Origin of the sequence: Streptomyces sp. NPDC001832, assembly GCF_040297265.1 — a bacterium.
In the GTDB taxonomy this organism is placed as follows: domain Bacteria; phylum Actinomycetota; class Actinomycetes; order Streptomycetales; family Streptomycetaceae; genus Streptomyces.
Map to the genome: position 1 here is coordinate 156,270 of NZ_JBEOYU010000011.1, position 14,484 is coordinate 170,753.

General features: G+C 68.7%; 15 protein-coding genes. 7 read left to right on the forward strand and 8 right to left on the reverse strand.

Translation table 11 applies throughout. From position 1 onward, the window contains the following. Positions 1-46: 46 nt before the first annotated feature. The 4 genes from ABT115_RS12410 (at position 47) to ABT115_RS12425 (ending at position 1,872) form a co-directional block, all read left to right on the forward strand. The gene (locus ABT115_RS12410) at positions 47-226 is read left to right on the forward strand and encodes a hypothetical protein (RefSeq protein WP_351787457.1); all 180 of its coding nucleotides are present in this window, start codon (positions 47-49) and stop codon (positions 224-226) included. Between the two features lie 110 nt (positions 227-336). Beyond that, complete coding sequence (locus tag ABT115_RS12415; protein ID WP_351787460.1) at positions 337-825, forward strand: BlaI/MecI/CopY family transcriptional regulator; 489 nt, start codon at positions 337-339, stop codon at positions 823-825. A gap of 63 nt (positions 826-888) precedes the next feature. Beyond that, a complete protein-coding gene (locus ABT115_RS12420; RefSeq protein WP_351787555.1) occupies positions 889-1,392 on the forward strand; it encodes an amino-acid N-acetyltransferase in 504 nt (167 codons plus the stop codon). Between the two features lie 144 nt (positions 1,393-1,536). Further along, positions 1,537-1,872 (forward strand): histone-like nucleoid-structuring protein Lsr2, encoded by a 336-nt coding sequence (locus tag ABT115_RS12425; RefSeq protein WP_351787463.1) that lies wholly within the window; start codon positions 1,537-1,539, stop codon positions 1,870-1,872. Here ABT115_RS12425 and ABT115_RS12430 read toward each other — a convergent pair. Then, complete coding sequence (locus ABT115_RS12430; protein WP_351787466.1) at positions 1,851-2,459, reverse strand: SCO3374 family protein; 609 nt, start codon at positions 2,457-2,459, stop codon at positions 1,851-1,853. The two genes, ABT115_RS12425 and ABT115_RS12430, sit on opposite strands and share 22 nt — an antisense overlap. 428 nt (positions 2,460-2,887) lie before the next feature. Here ABT115_RS12430 and ABT115_RS12435 point away from each other — a divergent pair, with 428 nt between their 5' ends. Then, positions 2,888-5,416, forward strand: coding sequence for an ATP-dependent Clp protease ATP-binding subunit (locus ABT115_RS12435; RefSeq protein WP_351787469.1), 2,529 nt, complete (start codon positions 2,888-2,890; stop codon positions 5,414-5,416). A gap of 588 nt (positions 5,417-6,004) precedes the next feature. Further along, positions 6,005-6,703 (forward strand): M23 family metallopeptidase, encoded by a 699-nt coding sequence (locus tag ABT115_RS12440; RefSeq protein ID WP_351787471.1) that lies wholly within the window; start codon positions 6,005-6,007, stop codon positions 6,701-6,703. 155 nt (positions 6,704-6,858) lie between these two features. On the opposite strand, the gene cseC is transcribed toward ABT115_RS12440, so the two are convergent. The 6 genes from cseC to ABT115_RS12470 form a co-directional block, all read right to left on the reverse strand. Continuing rightward, positions 6,859-8,241, reverse strand: coding sequence for a two-component system sensor histidine kinase CseC (gene cseC, locus ABT115_RS12445; RefSeq protein WP_351787474.1), 1,383 nt, complete (start codon positions 8,239-8,241; stop codon positions 6,859-6,861). After that, on the reverse strand, positions 8,238-8,942 hold the full coding sequence (cseB, locus tag ABT115_RS12450; protein ID WP_351787477.1) for a two-component system response regulator CseB: 705 nt from the start codon (positions 8,940-8,942) through the stop codon (positions 8,238-8,240). The genes cseC and cseB overlap by 4 nt, the downstream gene beginning before the upstream one ends. Positions 8,943-8,952: 10 nt before the next feature. After that, positions 8,953-9,702 (reverse strand): hypothetical protein, encoded by a 750-nt coding sequence (locus ABT115_RS12455; protein ID WP_351787480.1) that lies wholly within the window; start codon positions 9,700-9,702, stop codon positions 8,953-8,955. Next, the gene (locus ABT115_RS12460; protein WP_351787482.1) at positions 9,690-10,340 is read right to left on the reverse strand and encodes a SigE family RNA polymerase sigma factor; all 651 of its coding nucleotides are present in this window, start codon (positions 10,338-10,340) and stop codon (positions 9,690-9,692) included. Before ABT115_RS12460 ends, ABT115_RS12455 begins: the two co-directional genes overlap by 13 nt. 174 nt (positions 10,341-10,514) lie before the next feature. Beyond that, entirely contained in the window at positions 10,515-11,417 is a 903-nt protein-coding gene (locus ABT115_RS12465; RefSeq protein WP_351787485.1) for an HhH-GPD family protein, read from the reverse strand. A gap of 145 nt (positions 11,418-11,562) precedes the next feature. Next, positions 11,563-12,207 carry a phosphatase PAP2 family protein gene (locus ABT115_RS12470; RefSeq protein WP_351787487.1) on the reverse strand — a complete coding sequence of 215 codons (645 nt, stop codon included), beginning with the start codon at positions 12,205-12,207 and terminating at the stop codon, positions 11,563-11,565. A 226-nt stretch (positions 12,208-12,433) separates the two neighbouring features. Between ABT115_RS12470 and ABT115_RS12475 the strand changes: the two genes are divergently transcribed. Then, entirely contained in the window at positions 12,434-13,246 is an 813-nt protein-coding gene (locus tag ABT115_RS12475) for a hypothetical protein (RefSeq protein ID WP_351787490.1), read from the forward strand. A 93-nt stretch (positions 13,247-13,339) separates the two neighbouring features. On the opposite strand, the gene disA is transcribed toward ABT115_RS12475, so the two are convergent. After that, entirely contained in the window at positions 13,340-14,464 is a 1,125-nt protein-coding gene (disA, locus tag ABT115_RS12480) for a DNA integrity scanning diadenylate cyclase DisA (RefSeq protein WP_351787493.1), read from the reverse strand. Positions 14,465-14,484: the final 20 nt, after the last annotated feature.

The following is a 14,484-nucleotide window of genomic DNA, read 5'->3' on the forward strand; positions in this document are numbered from 1 at the left end:
AGGGGGTGCGCGGAAGCCGGTATCCGGCCTTGCTACTTTGGACGCCATGGAATACGTAGCCGCGCTCGTGCCCCCCGTGGTGATGGCCGCCTTCTTCATCGGCCTCGTCGTGACGATGATCAAGAGTCAGGGCGGCCCAAACAAGGCCAAGGAGGACGCGGCCGTGGACATGGCGATCGCCCGTGCCGAAGCGGCGCAGCGGGCGCCGCATACCGACGGCGTCTGACTTCCCCGGATCCCGCAGCGCGCGAAGGGCGCACGACTTGTCAAGAGTCGTGCGCCCTTTTGCTGCATAAATAGCCGAGCATTCCCGGCATCTGGCACTAAAGTGACATTGTGCCCCGCCAATTGGGAGATCTGGAAGACGCCGTGATGACGCGGGTCTGGCAATGGAACCGTCCGGTCACCGTGCGGGAAGTCCTTGAGGACCTTCAGCGGGAACGCTCCATCGCCTACACCACCGTCATGACGGTAATGGACAATCTCCATCAGAAGGGCTGGGTGCGCAGGGAAGTCGACGGCCGCGCATATCGATATACGGCGGTCTCCACCCGAGCCGCCTACTCGGCCGCACTGATGAACGAAGCCTGGTCGCACAGCGACAACCCCGCCGCCGCTCTTGTCGCCTTCTTCGGCATGATGTCCGCAGAGCAGCGTGAGGCCCTCCGCGACGCCATGCGTATCGTTCTGCCCAACCTGCACGGGGCCCCCGAGCTGCCGTCCGACGGAGGGGCGGATGAAGCGACCCGTCAAGTGGCCGATGAGCCGACTGATGAACCGGCCGGAGAAGCGGCCGATGACGCGGAGTCGGAGACCGGGCGATAGCGTCTGGGCATGTCCTCAGAGCTTCCGCATACCGATTTCCGTACCGAGCCGTCGGTTATAAACATGGCCATCACTGTCCGCCGTGCCAGGACCAGCGATGTGCCATCGGTGCGCCGTCTCCTCGACGGGTACGTGCGTGAAGGCATCCTGCTCGACAAAGCAACGGTGACGCTTTACGAGGACATCCAGGAGTTCTGGATCGCGGAACGCGACGATGACGCCAGGGTCGTCGGCTGCGGTGCACTGCATGTGATGTGGGAAGACCTCGCCGAAGTGCGTACTCTCGCAGTCGATCACGGCATCAGGGGTGCCGGAGTCGGGCATCAAGTACTGGACAAGTTGTTGCAGACCGCCCGTTGGCTGGGTGTGCGGCGGGTTTTCTGTCTCACCTTCGAAGTCGACTTCTTCGCGAAGCACGGCTTCGTGGAGATCGGAGAGACACCGGTCAACGGAGATGTCTACAGCGAGCTGCTGCGTTCCTATGACGAGGGCGTAGCAGAGTTCCTGGGTCTCGAACGAGTGAAGCCGAACACCTTGGGTAACAGCCGGATGCTTCTGCACCTGTGACCGCCAGAAGAGGCCGTAACCCTATGTCCGAATCGCGCACGTTTCCCGTCTTCTCGGGATCCTGAACCTCTCCCGGGGGTTTGTGTTTTTCGGGGAAAAGCGGTTTCCTTTCCGCGTACTGCATTTTCGATGAAAGGAAATCCGGTGGCACAGAAGGTTCAGGTCCTTCTTGTCGACGACCTCGACGGTGGCGAGGCGGACGAGACGGTCACGTTCGCTCTGGATGGCAAGACGTACGAGATCGACCTCACCACGAGCAACGCGGACAAGCTCCGTGGCCTTCTTGAGCCGTACACCAAGGGTGGCCGGCGTACAGGTGGCCGCGCGGCGGCCGGCCGCGGCAAGGGCCGCGCTGGTACGGGCGGCAACAAGGACACCGCGGAGATCCGTAAGTGGGCGCGCGAGAACGGCCACAATGTGAATGACCGCGGCCGTGTTCCCGCGGAGATCCGTGAGGCTTACGAGAAGGCCAACGGCTGAGCTGTCGCCTCATCGGTCGACCGCCCCGTTCGGGCGCGCATCAACCGGGCCCGGTGGCATTCCGTCGCCACCGCGTCCACGAGCCGTACGAGATCGGGAGCATCCCCACCCCTGCTCCCGAGGCCGACGAGGGCCGGAAGTTCCGGCTCTCCCTCGTGCCGCAGCCCGGGGGGCCGCAACCAAACAGCGGCCCCTGACCGGCCCGCCACCCGACCGGGCGGCGTCGGCGCAGTGATTCGACCGCCCGTACCGATGGCGGTCAGCGAGAGGGGGACCCCGCCCCACTCCAGCCAGTCGAGCAGCCCGGGCAGCTCGTCGGCGCTTCCCGCTGCCACCAGCAGGCTCATCCGCGCACCGGCCAGCGCCACCGGTCCGGTGCGGCCCACCCGCCGCAGTGCCGCGTGACCGGCGGCCGCAGGCACCTCCAGGACGTCGAACCGCAGCCCGGTCAGCAGGTGCACCGGCGTGGTGCCCTCCGTCGCCCAGCCGAGTTCGCTCTCGTACCACTGCGCCCACCGTGCGCACTCGGCGTGGCCCTCCCGCTCGTCGGCGAGCGACGGCAGGGTGGGCGGGACGGTGATGGCCATGTCGGAAGAACGGCCGAGCCACCCCTGGAGTTACGCAGAGTTCGCGTGCGGGCGCACATTGTGCCTGAAATGTGGGTGTAGAGACGTATTCGGAAGCGCGAAGATGTTCGCCCGTAGCGGAGGGGACCGGCATGAGCCGCATGGTCTGTCTGTAATTGCGGGTAAGACATCCTTAGTGGGGAGGGGCGACACGCAGGCTCGGGCATCTCACGTTCGCCATCGGCGTACTGGCGAAAGGGGTATCCGCCTGGCCTGCGGGAACATCGTCTCGCACCATCGGGTTGGAGCAGATGTCGGCGTTCGGGGCAGGAGGCCAAGGACGGTGTCGGCAGTTGGAATGAGCGGTCCCCGCTTGCGGGACTAAGCTGCGGAAGGACAGGGAGGGGACCGACCCCTTACTGCCTGACCGCTCTGAGGAGCGATTAACGATGTTCGAGAGGTTCACCGACCGCGCGCGGCGGGTTGTCGTCCTGGCTCAGGAAGAAGCCCGGATGCTCAACCACAACTACATCGGCACCGAGCACATCCTCCTGGGCCTTATCCACGAGGGTGAGGGTGTCGCCGCTAAGGCCCTGGAGAGCCTCGGGATTTCGCTCGAGGCGGTCCGCCAGCAGGTGGAGGAGATCATCGGCCAGGGCCAGCAGGCTCCGTCCGGGCACATCCCCTTCACCCCCCGGGCCAAGAAGGTCCTGGAGCTGTCGCTCCGCGAGGCCCTCCAGCTCGGCCACAACTACATCGGCACCGAGCACATCCTGCTCGGCCTGATCCGCGAGGGCGAGGGCGTCGCCGCCCAGGTCCTCGTGAAGCTGGGTGCCGACCTGAACCGGGTGCGGCAGCAGGTCATCCAGCTGCTCTCCGGCTACTCGGGCGGCAAGGAGGCGGCAACCGCGGGCGGCCCCGCGGAAGGCACGCCCTCCACGTCCCTGGTGCTCGACCAGTTCGGCCGGAATCTCACCCAGGCCGCTCGCGAATCCAAGCTCGACCCGGTCATCGGGCGCGAGAAGGAGATCGAGCGGGTCATGCAGGTGCTGTCCCGCCGTACCAAGAACAACCCGGTTCTCATCGGCGAGCCCGGCGTCGGCAAGACGGCGGTCGTCGAAGGACTGGCGCAGGCAATCGTCAAGGGCGAGGTGCCCGAGACCCTCAAGGACAAGCACCTCTACACCCTCGACCTCGGTGCGCTGGTCGCCGGATCCCGCTACCGCGGTGACTTCGAGGAGCGCCTGAAGAAGGTCCTCAAGGAGATCCGCACCCGTGGCGACATCATCCTGTTCATCGACGAGCTCCACACCCTGGTGGGTGCGGGCGCCGCCGAGGGCGCGATCGACGCCGCCAGCATCCTCAAGCCCATGCTGGCCCGCGGTGAGCTGCAGACCATCGGTGCCACGACGCTCGACGAGTACCGCAAGCACCTGGAGAAGGACGCCGCTCTCGAGCGCCGCTTCCAGCCCATCCAGGTCGCGGAGCCGTCGCTGCCGCACACCATCGAGATCCTCAAGGGTCTGCGCGACCGCTACGAGGCCCACCACCGTGTCTCCATCACGGACGAGGCGCTGGTCCAGGCCGCGACGCTGGCGGACCGGTACATCTCCGACCGCTTCCTGCCGGACAAGGCGATCGACCTGATCGACGAGGCCGGTTCTCGGATGCGTATCCGCCGGATGACCGCGCCGCCGGACCTCCGTGAGTTCGACGAGAAGATCGCGGGCGTACGCCGCGACAAGGAGTCCGCGATCGACTCGCAGGACTTCGAGAAGGCCGCGTCCCTGCGCGACAAGGAGAAGCAGCTTCTCGCCGCGAAGACCAAGCGCGAGAAGGAGTGGAAGGCCGGCGACATGGACGTCGTGGCCGAGGTCGACGGCGAGCTGATCGCCGAAGTCCTGGCCACCGCGACCGGTATTCCGGTCTTCAAGCTGACGGAGGAGGAGTCCTCCCGTCTGCTGCGCATGGAGGACGAGCTCCACAAGCGCGTCATCGGCCAGAAGGACGCCATCAAGGCCCTCTCGCAGGCGATCCGCCGTACGCGAGCCGGCCTGAAGGACCCGAAGCGCCCCGGTGGCTCGTTCATCTTCGCCGGCCCGTCCGGTGTCGGTAAGACGGAGCTCTCCAAGACGCTCGCCGAATTCCTTTTCGGCGACGAGGACGCGCTGATCGCCCTCGACATGTCGGAGTTCAGCGAGAAGCACACGGTTTCCCGCCTCTTCGGTTCTCCGCCCGGCTACGTGGGTTACGAAGAGGGCGGCCAGCTCACCGAGAAGGTGCGCCGCAAGCCGTTCTCCGTCGTCCTCTTCGACGAGGTCGAGAAGGCCCACCCCGATATCTTCAATTCCCTGCTCCAGATTCTGGAAGACGGTCGCCTGACCGACTCCCAGGGCCGGGTCGTGGACTTCAAGAACACGGTCATCATCATGACGACCAACCTCGGGACCCGGGACATCTCCAAGGGCTTCAACCTGGGCTTCGCCGCCCAGGGCGACGTCAAGACCGGCTACGAGCGGATGAAGAACAAGGTCAACGAAGAGCTCAAGCAGCACTTCCGCCCCGAGTTCCTCAACCGTGTCGACGACACGGTCGTCTTCCACCAGCTCACCGAGGAAGACATCATCCAGATCGTCGACCTCATGCTGGCCAAGGTGGACGAGCGCCTGAAGGACCGCGACATGGGCATCGAGCTGAGCTCGGAAGCCAAGTCGCTCCTGGCGAAGAAGGGCTACGACCCCGTCATGGGCGCCCGGCCGCTGCGCCGGACGATCCAGCGCGAGATCGAGGACATCCTCTCCGAGAAGATCCTCTTCGGTGAGCTGCGCCCCGGTCACATCGTGGTCGTCGGCACCGAGGGCGAGGGTGAGGAGAAGGCGTTCACCTTCCGCGGCGAGGAGAAGTCGGCTCTGCCCGATGTCCCCCCGATCGAGCAGGCGGCAGGCGGCGCAGGCCCGAACATGTCGAAGGACGTGTAACGGCGCCGAGCGACTGAGCATCTGAAGGGGCTGCCCCGGAACCGTGAGAACGGTCCGGGGCAGCCCCTTTTGCCATGCCGCCATGCCGCCATGCCGCCGTGCCGCCCGTGCCGCCCGTGCCGCCCGCGCCGCGGTGCTGCGCGGTCAGCTGAGCTGGTCGCCGGGTCGGCCGCAGTCGGGGTGCAGGCCGAAGGTCCCGAATCGGACGGCCTTTGGTTCCCCGGAAGTGATAAGGCGCACAGCCCGTTCGGGGCCTACTAGGGGTCATAGGTGAAAGCGTCGTGATCACAGCAAGGGCCTTTGCCTCTGGGCAGGGAAGGGCTTCCGGAGCGGAGAGAGGGAAGCCCGAATCGCTATGTTTAGTCCGATTCAAGCCGTTTTGAGCTGGGGTTAAACCTGTCCGAAAAAAGAGTTCCGACAAGTTCGTAAGCGGTGCGTGCCAAACCCTTTTCGGCGGACTCTCGAGACTTCTTCTACGGCATTTGTTCGTAGATGGGGTGTTTGAGCATCGGAGGGAGTGCGGGTTACCAAGGGATGGCCAGCCCGGCGGAAGCGTCGGGTCCAGTCATCCCCGGAGGTTCTCCGCTTATGTCGAAGCGCGTCTCGTTCCAGCACTCTCGCCGCCCGTCCCTGTCCCGTGTCCGTGGCGCCGTGGTGGCAGCCGGTCTGGGAACGGCGATGGTTCTCGGCGCGGGCGCTGCGTTCGCGGCCGGCACGGCGGGTTCCCCCAACGCCGCGAGCCTGATCAATACCGGCGCGGCCGAATCGGTCGCCAAGCAGGCGGCCATGCAGGGCAAGGCGGCCGAGGCGGCCAAGGCGGCCAAGGCCGAAGTTGCGGCGGCCAAGCAGGCGGCCGTCAGGAAGGCTGCCGCCTGGCAGACACCGGTGCACCACTACGTGCTGAGCGCCAGCTTCGGCAATGACGGCGCCCGCTGGGCCCACAAGCACTCCGGCCAGGACTTTGCCGTGCCGATCGGCACCGAGGTCCAGGCCACGCACAGCGGCACCGTGGTGAAGGCCGGTCCGAACGGCGGCGGCGACGGCCCCGCGTACGGCAATGCCATCGTGATCAGCCACGGCAACGGCGTGTACTCGCAGTACGCCCACCTGTCGCAGATAGATGTGCACATCGGCCAGAGTGTGAAGACGGGCGAGAGGATCGCCCTCTCCGGCAACACCGGGAACTCCAGCGGCCCGCACGTGCACTTCGAGATCCGGACCACGCCGAACTACGGTTCCGCGATCAACCCGGTCTCGTTCCTGCACAAGGAAGGCGTCACGGTCTGACCCACGGCCGGCACGCCCCGCTGCTCGGCGGACCGCGGGCCGTGCGCCCGGGTGACCAGATCGAAGGCGACTTCGAGGACGGCTTTGCGCCCCGGGCATGAGCCGTGTAGGAGGAGGCTTCCGGCGCGCGCCGGGAGCCTCCTCCCGTATCCGGTTCAGCCGCCGGACTGCCTGCGGCCGGACTCCGTGCGCTCCCCGTGGCAGCTGTCCGGCGTGCGCTGTTCGGACAGGCGAAGGACCGGGAAGCTGCCGGTGTTCGTCGGTGCGTGCTCGGGCAGCCACAGCACGGCGATCGCCCCGCCCGTGCCCTTCGCCGCCCCTTCCGGTGCCGCGTTGCGGAAGGTCAGCCGGGCCCCGAGGACCCGCGCCTGACCGGCCGCGATCGTCAGCCCCAGACCGTGTCCGTGCCCGGCCCGGTCGCTGCTTCCGGTACGGAACCGGCTCGGGCCCTCACGCAGCAGCGCGGCCGGGAACCCGGAACCGTGATCGCGGATCCGCACCACCCTGCCCTCGACCGTGACCTCCACGGGAGTGGCACCGTGCTTGGCGGCGTTCCCCAGCAGATTGCCGAGGATCCGCTCCAGCCGGCGCGGATCGGTGCTGACCTGGGACTCGTGGACGATCTGCACCCGCACATCCGGGTCGAGCAGCGCGACCCGCCGGCTGACGAACTCACCCAGCGCGATCTCCTGCAGTTCGGCCCGCTCCGACGCACTGTCCAGCCGAGCCACCTCCAGCACATCTTCGACCAGGGTGCGCATCGCCTGCGCCCGGTCCCGTACGAGCTCGGTGGGGCGGCCCGGGGGCAGCAGCTCGGCCGCCGTCAGCAGACCCGTCACCGGTGTACGCAGCTCGTGCGCGATGTCCGCGGTGACCCGGCGCTCCGCCTCGATGCGTTCGTTCAACGCGTCCGTCAGCGCATCCACCGCGCGGGCCAGCTCATCGGTCTCGTCCTGGACGACACCGCCGACGGCCTCCCTGACACGTACATCCGTATTGCCCTGTGCGACCCTGCCCGCCGCGGCCGCAGCCTTGCGCAGCCGACGCGAGAGCTGCCCGCCGATCAGCACCCCCAGCGCACAGCCGCCGAACACCACCGAGACCGAACCGATGATCAGCGCCCGGTCTAGATCTCCTATGACCGTGGCGTTCTGATCGGCGAAACGGGTGTGCAGCGAGAGGACGTCGCCGTTGCCGACCGGTACGGCCGCCCACACGTCGGGCACCCCGTTCTCGAGTTCGTCGACATGTGTGGCGCGCCGGTTCCTGCTGGTCTCCTCGCGCAGGCTGCGTGGCATCGACGGGTCGTTGAGCTTGGCGCCGAACCGGGGATCGGCCTTCTGCGGCTTCTTCGCCTCGTACAGCAACTGCGCGTACGTCAGCCGCGCCAGCTGGACCTCGCGCGCGTTCTCCAGCATCGAGACCCGGGCGGCGTTGTGGACCACGAAACTGAGCGCGACCGCGGTAAGCGCCCCGACCGCCGCGATCGCGATGCTGATCTTCCAGCGGACACCCGTCCGCAGGGCGAACCGCTTCATGGCCTGAGTTTGTAGCCGAAGCCACGGACCGTCTCGATCCGGTCCTGGCCGACCTTTGTGCGCAGCCGCTGCACATGGACATCCACGACCCGGGTGTCACCGCCCCATCCGCAGTCCCAGACCCGCTCCAGGAGCTTGTCGCGGGAGAGCACCGTGCCAGGCGCGGCGGAGAACTCCAGCAGCAGCCGCATCTCGGTCGGGGTCAGTGCCACCTGCCGGCCGCCCCGGTGGACCTCCATGCCCTCGGTGTCGACCTCCAGATCGCCGAAGACCAGCACCCCGCCGACGGGCTGCGTCTTTGGCTCCCCGCTGCCCGGCTGCCCGCCTGACGCATGGCCGAAGCGGCGCAGCACGGCACGGATCCTGGCGACCAGGACCGCCCCGTCGAAGGGCTTGGTGACGTAGTCGTCGGCGCCGGCCTCCAGGCCGAGCACCACATCGATCGAGTCGGCCCGTGCCGACAGCATGATCACGGGGACCGTCGACTCGTCGCGGATACGACGGCAGAGGCTGACCCCGTCGAGCCCCGGCACCATCACATCGAGCAGGGCGATATCGGGACGGTCGGCCCGGAACGCATCGAGCCCCGACAGTCCGTCGGGCATCGCGGTGACCGTGAAGCCGTCGCGCTCCAGCGCCAGCTGGGTGGCCTCGCGGATGACGTCGTCGTCCTCGACGAACAGGACGTGGGTCTCGGCCATCGGACTGCTCTCAGTTCCCCGTCGGTTCGGCGGGCGCCGGAAGACCGGCTTCTCCGTTTGCGACTGCTCGGTTGAAGTCGTTGTGCACCCGGTCGTGCTCGATGAACCGATTGTCCGCCCAGCGGTAGATGATCACTTCCTCGCCGGAGGGGTACGCGACCGAGTCCTTCTTCTCGTACACCTGGGCCGTCACCACCAGATCACCGCGGTCGATGGTGCCGTACACCGCAGGCTGCTCGGCGGTGAACACGTTCTCGTACGTGCCGTCGCCCCGCCGGTGGTACACATAGGTGCCGACGCCCACCGAATCGGCGCAGGTCATCACGTTCACCACGACGTCGGCCGAAGGGCCGCCGGTCAGGGTGCCGTACGAGGTGTCCACCGGGTAGTCGGAGCCGCTGCAGGGCTTCAGATCCGTCCTGACCCGCTCGCTGACCTTGGGGTCCTGCTTGAGCAGTGCCACGGGATCGATCCGGGGCGTGGGCTTCGTTGCGGAGGACGGCGGAACGGCGCTCGGCGTGGCCTGGGCGACCGGCTGGGTGCCTGCCGGGCCCTCGTCCCTGGTGCCGGTGCCGCCGGTGGAGCAGCCGACGATGAGCAGCCCGAAAGCGGCGAGCCCGACCAGGGTCGTGGTGCCCGCCGCCCAGCCGGTCAGGGCCCGGCCACGTCTGCCGGTGGCTCCGCGGCCACCGCCGTCACTTCGGCCGCCACGGTCGTCGTCGCCGTTGCCGCTGTCATCGCTGGCTGTCAGGCCGCGCAACGCTCCCGCCCCCGTTCGTCCATACGCCTGCCCGTCTGCGCCCGTACTTGCGCCGTTGCCCGCGCACTGACGGGACCGGCGACGGCCGGAGTACGGTTGGCCGCCGTCAGACCCCGCTCCTCCCGGAGACGGGCCTCCCTGCTGGCTGCCTCACGGCTCTCCAACTCCTGGCGCAGTCGGGCCAGCGCACGGTGCAGCGTGCTCTTCACCGTACCGGTCGACATGCCGAGCGCGGCAGCCGTCTCCTCGGTGCTCATCTGCTCCCAGTGTCGCAGCACGACGACGCTGCGCTGCTTGGGGGCGAGTACGCCCAGCACATCCATCAGCAGGGCGCGGTCGGCGCGCTGCTCGGTGCCGTCCTCGACGCTCGCGTCGGGCAGTTGCTCGGTGGGGACCTCGTCCAGCTTGCGGGCCCGCCACCACTCGGTACGCGTGTTGATCATGACGCGGCGCAGATAGGCGTCGGCGAGGGACTTGTCGGCGATGCCGTCCCAGCGGCCGTACGTGCGGACCAGGGCGGTCTGCAGGAGGTCCTGCGCATCCACGGGGTCCGGGACCAGCCGGCGTGCACTGCGCAAGAGTGCCTCCTGCCGAGTGCGTACGTACTCCTCGAATTCGAGCACCTCGCCCTGCGCCATTCCAACCGCCTCCGTCCCCGTAGAACCCCGTAGAACCGCCGTCGGCCATCGATGGCCGGGTCGGCGTCGCTCACGCTACGGAGCTGTTGTCACGGGGCTGTGCGGAGCAGCCATACGCTGACGCACGGCTGTCCATCGGTTGTGTAACAGCGGGGGAGAGGGCGGCAGGGGCCTTCAGCTCAGCGGCAGCCGGTACTGGCCGTCGGCCAGCGGCTCGACCAGGCCGTCCGCGACCAGGCCGTCCAGCGCACGGGCTCGCTGCACCGGTTCGTCCCACACAGCGTCCAGCGCCGACTGAGGCACCGGTGCCACGGCCTCGCGCAGCACGGCGAGCAGCCGCCCGCGCACCTGCCGGTCCGTGCCGGCGTAGGTCTGACCGCGCCGCGCGGGCCCCTGGTGGGCGGGCTTCCCTGCCAGCAGCCAGGCGCACTGCCCGGCGATCGGGCACTGTGTGCAGTCCTCGTTCTTGGCAGTGCAGACGAGGGCGCCGAGCTCCATCGTCGCGGCGGCCCAGCGAGCGGCCCGTTCGTCCTCCTCGGGGAGCAGAGCCCGGGCGAGCTTGCGTTCGGCGGCGGTGGTCGCGTTCGGCGGGTACTGGATGCCGGTCGCGGCCCGGGCAAACACCCGGCGGACGTTCGTGTCGAGTACGGCATGCCGCTGTCTGTACGCGAACGACGCCACGGCCGCCGCGGTGTACTCACCGATCCCGGGCAGTGCGAGCAGCTGACCGTGCTCGCTCGGTACGTCGCCGCCGTGTCGTTCAGTTATTGCCTGTGCGGCCCCGTGCAGCCGGAGCGCCCGGCGAGGGTAGCCGAGCCGGCCCCAGGCGCGGACCGCCTCACCAGGCGGCTCGGCGGCCAGATCGGCCGGGCGCGGCCAGCGGGCCAGCCACTGTTCGTACACCGGGAGGACCCGGCTGACGGGGGTCTGCTGCAGCATGAACTCGCTCACCATCACACCCCAGGCGCCCGCTTCGGGGCGGCGCCAGGGCAGATCGCGGGCGTGCTGTTCGAACCACCCGATGACGGGAGCGTGGAGGGAGGCGGGGGGCGTCTGTGTCGCAGTCATGGCAGTCATCGCATCGCCGATCCTGACACGGAAGGGCAGACGATGGCTCGGCGCACGGCGGTGTCGCTCCTCCTGAGGGCCCTTGGGGTGATATTGCCACCCGTCTGTCCCCGCGATATCCGGCAACCGGCCCAAGGAGGCTCCCCCCTGGCCGTCAGTGCCGTTTGCCCCGCCGCCGGGACCGGCCGACCTGCGCCCCCGGGCCCGAAGCCCAGACGGCCAGGGGCGCTCCGCTGTCCCGCACCGTCCGGACGAGCGACCGTGCCGGGCGGTACAGCACGGCGACCGCCACGGCGGCCAGCACCGCCCCCAGCAGAAGGCCGGCCGCCACGTCATGCGGATAGTGCACCCCGACGAAGACCCGCGAGAAGGCCATCAGCAGGGCCAGCGGCGCGGTGAGCCAGGCCAGCCGGGGCCGGGCTATCGCCAGGGCGACGGCTGCCGCGCCGGCGATCGCGGAGTGGTTGCTGGGGAACGACCAGTCGCCCGTCGGCGGACACGGCACCAGCGAGGCCGCCGCCCCGACGACCGCCCGGCACGGGCGCTCCTCGTCCACCACAGACTTGAGCGCCTCGCTGCCCACATAGGCGAAGGCCGTCGCAATGGGCGCGAGCACCGCCAGGGCCAGGGCGCCGTCGTCCGCCCGTCGGGCACGCCACCACCCGGTGATGAACAGGACGCCGAAGACCAGGAGCCCGAGCTCCGTCCATATCTCGGCCAGATGTTGCACCCATGACGGCATGTCATGCGCGAAGTCGGTGATGTCCCGGTAGAGCGGGGCAGTAGCTGAACTATCCATTTGGCAGAGGGTAGTCAACAAATCCGAGTGGTCACCTGGGCGATACTCAGGGCTCAACTCGACGTAACCGTGGAGGTCCCAGGCGCTGCGACGCGGCTGCCAATCGAGGGTGAGGTCGTAAGTGCAGGGCCGGAGCAGGCCGTCCCGAGATGATGATCTGCAAAACTCGGGGGCCAGGCGGCGGGTGGGGCGGGAGTTGGCGCCGATCTCTCGTACAGTTTGCGCCGTGGGATCTCTGCGTAATCCGATCGGGCCGCTTCCCTCCAGCATCTACTGGCGACGGAGGGCCGTAGCGGCGACGCTGGTTGTGCTGCTCGCGTTGCTGATCGTGTGGGCCGTCACCTCCGGTGGCGGCAAGGCGGACACGGACGACTCCCGGCCCGGTGGATCGGGTCCCGCACGCTCGATCACTCCAGGCCCCTCCCAGTCGGGGCCGGCCATCAGTGAACAGCCGGGCGGTCGCGACGAGTCGGGCGAATCCGGCAGCGACGGCGGAGACAACAGCGGTACGGGCGCGGGCTCCGACGGCGGCGCGAGCGACAGCGGAATCGGTGGCAGCGGACCGGACACCGGAGCCGACGGCGCGACCGTCAGCGGCGCGACGGCAGGGGAGCAGGTTCCGGCAGGTTCCTCGCTTCCCGACTGCGCCGCCGGCGCGCTGCAGTTGAGCCTGAGCACCGAACTCAGCTACAGCCCCGGCGAGAAGCCGAAGTTCCAGTTGGCCGCCAAGAACACCTCGTCCACCACCTGCAAGGCCGACTTCGGGCCGAAGAGCACGGTGCTCACCATCACCGAGGCCGGTGGCGACGACAGCCAGGTGTGGTCCTCCAAGGACTGCCCGCGCAACGCGGGCAGCCTGCTGCTCAAGGTCCCGGCGGGCTCGACCGTCGTCCACACCGTGGAGTGGGACCGGAAGAAGAGCACCCCGCAGTGTGCGACACGGCCCGCGGGGACCGCGGGGCCCGGTACGTACCTGGTCGAGGCGAAGGCGCCGGGCGAGCCGGTGCAGCGCGCCTCGTTCGTCCTCGCGAAGGACTGAGAAAGGGCCGGGCTCCGGGGGAACCGGGCCCGAAAACACTTCGGGGCCCGGTCCCCCGGGCCCCGGCACCGCCGGTGTCTCCTGCGCGTACCGCTACACGTACCGCTCGAGAATCGACGACTCGGCCAGTCGCGACAGCCCCTCGCGCACGCTCCTCGCCCGGGCCTCGCCGACGCCGTCCACCGTCTGGAGGTCGTCCACGCTGGCGGCAAGGAGCTTCTGCAGGCCGCCGAAGTGTTCCACCAGCCGGTCGATGATCGCCCCGGGCAGCCGCGGCACCTTCGCCAGCAGCCGGAAGCCGCGCGGCGAGACCGCCGAATCCAGCGTCTCCGGCGAGCCGCTGTACCCCAGTGCCCGTGCCACGACCGGGAGTTCGAGCAGTTCGGTGTGGGAGAGAGCGTCGAGTTCGGTCAGTGCTTCGGCGACCGTACGGGACCGCTTCGCGGTCGGCTCCGGCACATAGTCGCGCACGACCAGCTCACGCTCCGGCTCGACGCCCGCGATCAACTCGTCGAGCTGGAGCGAGAGGAGCCGGCCGTCGGTGCCCAGCTCCACCACGTACTCCGCGATCTCGGTCGCGATCCGGCGGACCATCTCCAGCCGCTGTGCGACGGCCGTCACATCGCGGACCGTCACCAGGTCCTCGATCTCCAGCGCCGAGAGGGTGCCCGCGACCTCGTCCAGCCGGAGCTTGTACCGCTCCAGGGTGGCGAGTGCCTGATTGGCGCGGGAGAGGATCGCGGCGGACTCCTCCAGGACCCGGCGCTCCCCGTCCACGTACAGCGCGATCAGACGCATCGACTGCGAGACCGAGACGACCGGGAAGTCGCACTGCTTGGAGACCCGGTCCGCCGTGCGGTGGCGGGTGCCGGTCTCCTCGGTGGGAATGGAGGCGTCCGGGACCAGCTGCACACCGGCACGCAGGATCTTGGTCATGTCCTTGTCGAGGATCAGTGCCCCGTCGAGCTTGGCCAGCTCGCGCAGGCGCGTCGCGGTGAACTCCACGTCCAGCACGAATCCGCCGGTGCACATCGACTCCACGGTCCTGTCCATGCCGAGCACGACCAGCCCACCGGTGTTGCCGCGGAGGATGCGCTCCAGGCCGTCCCGCAGCGCCATTCCGGGCGCGACGGCGCTCAATGAGGCGCGCATCAGCGCCTCGTTACCGGTGCCTTGGCCGGACTTTCCGGGCGGTGCTGCCCGGTCGCTGGCTGCCACTGCACTCCTCCGGTCACAGG

Excerpts from the sequence above, each read along its gene's own strand:
- ABT115_RS12410 (WP_351787457.1), top strand. The coding sequence starts at position 47 with ATGGAATACGTAGCCGCGCTCGTGCCCCCCGTGGTGATGGCCGCCTTC.
- ABT115_RS12420 (WP_351787555.1), top strand. The coding sequence starts at position 889 with ATGGCCATCACTGTCCGCCGTGCCAGGACCAGCGATGTGCCATCGGTG.
- ABT115_RS12430 (WP_351787466.1), bottom strand. The coding sequence starts at position 2,459 with ATGGCCATCACCGTCCCGCCCACCCTGCCGTCGCTCGCCGACGAGCGG.
- ABT115_RS12435 (WP_351787469.1), top strand. The coding sequence starts at position 2,888 with ATGTTCGAGAGGTTCACCGACCGCGCGCGGCGGGTTGTCGTCCTGGCT.
- ABT115_RS12440 (WP_351787471.1), top strand. The coding sequence starts at position 6,005 with ATGTCGAAGCGCGTCTCGTTCCAGCACTCTCGCCGCCCGTCCCTGTCC.
- cseC (WP_351787474.1), bottom strand. The coding sequence starts at position 8,241 with ATGAAGCGGTTCGCCCTGCGGACGGGTGTCCGCTGGAAGATCAGCATC.
- cseB (WP_351787477.1), bottom strand. The coding sequence starts at position 8,942 with ATGGCCGAGACCCACGTCCTGTTCGTCGAGGACGACGACGTCATCCGC.
- ABT115_RS12460 (WP_351787482.1), bottom strand. The coding sequence starts at position 10,340 with ATGGCGCAGGGCGAGGTGCTCGAATTCGAGGAGTACGTACGCACTCGG.
- ABT115_RS12465 (WP_351787485.1), bottom strand. The coding sequence starts at position 11,417 with ATGACTGCCATGACTGCGACACAGACGCCCCCCGCCTCCCTCCACGCT.
- ABT115_RS12470 (WP_351787487.1), bottom strand. The coding sequence starts at position 12,207 with ATGGATAGTTCAGCTACTGCCCCGCTCTACCGGGACATCACCGACTTC.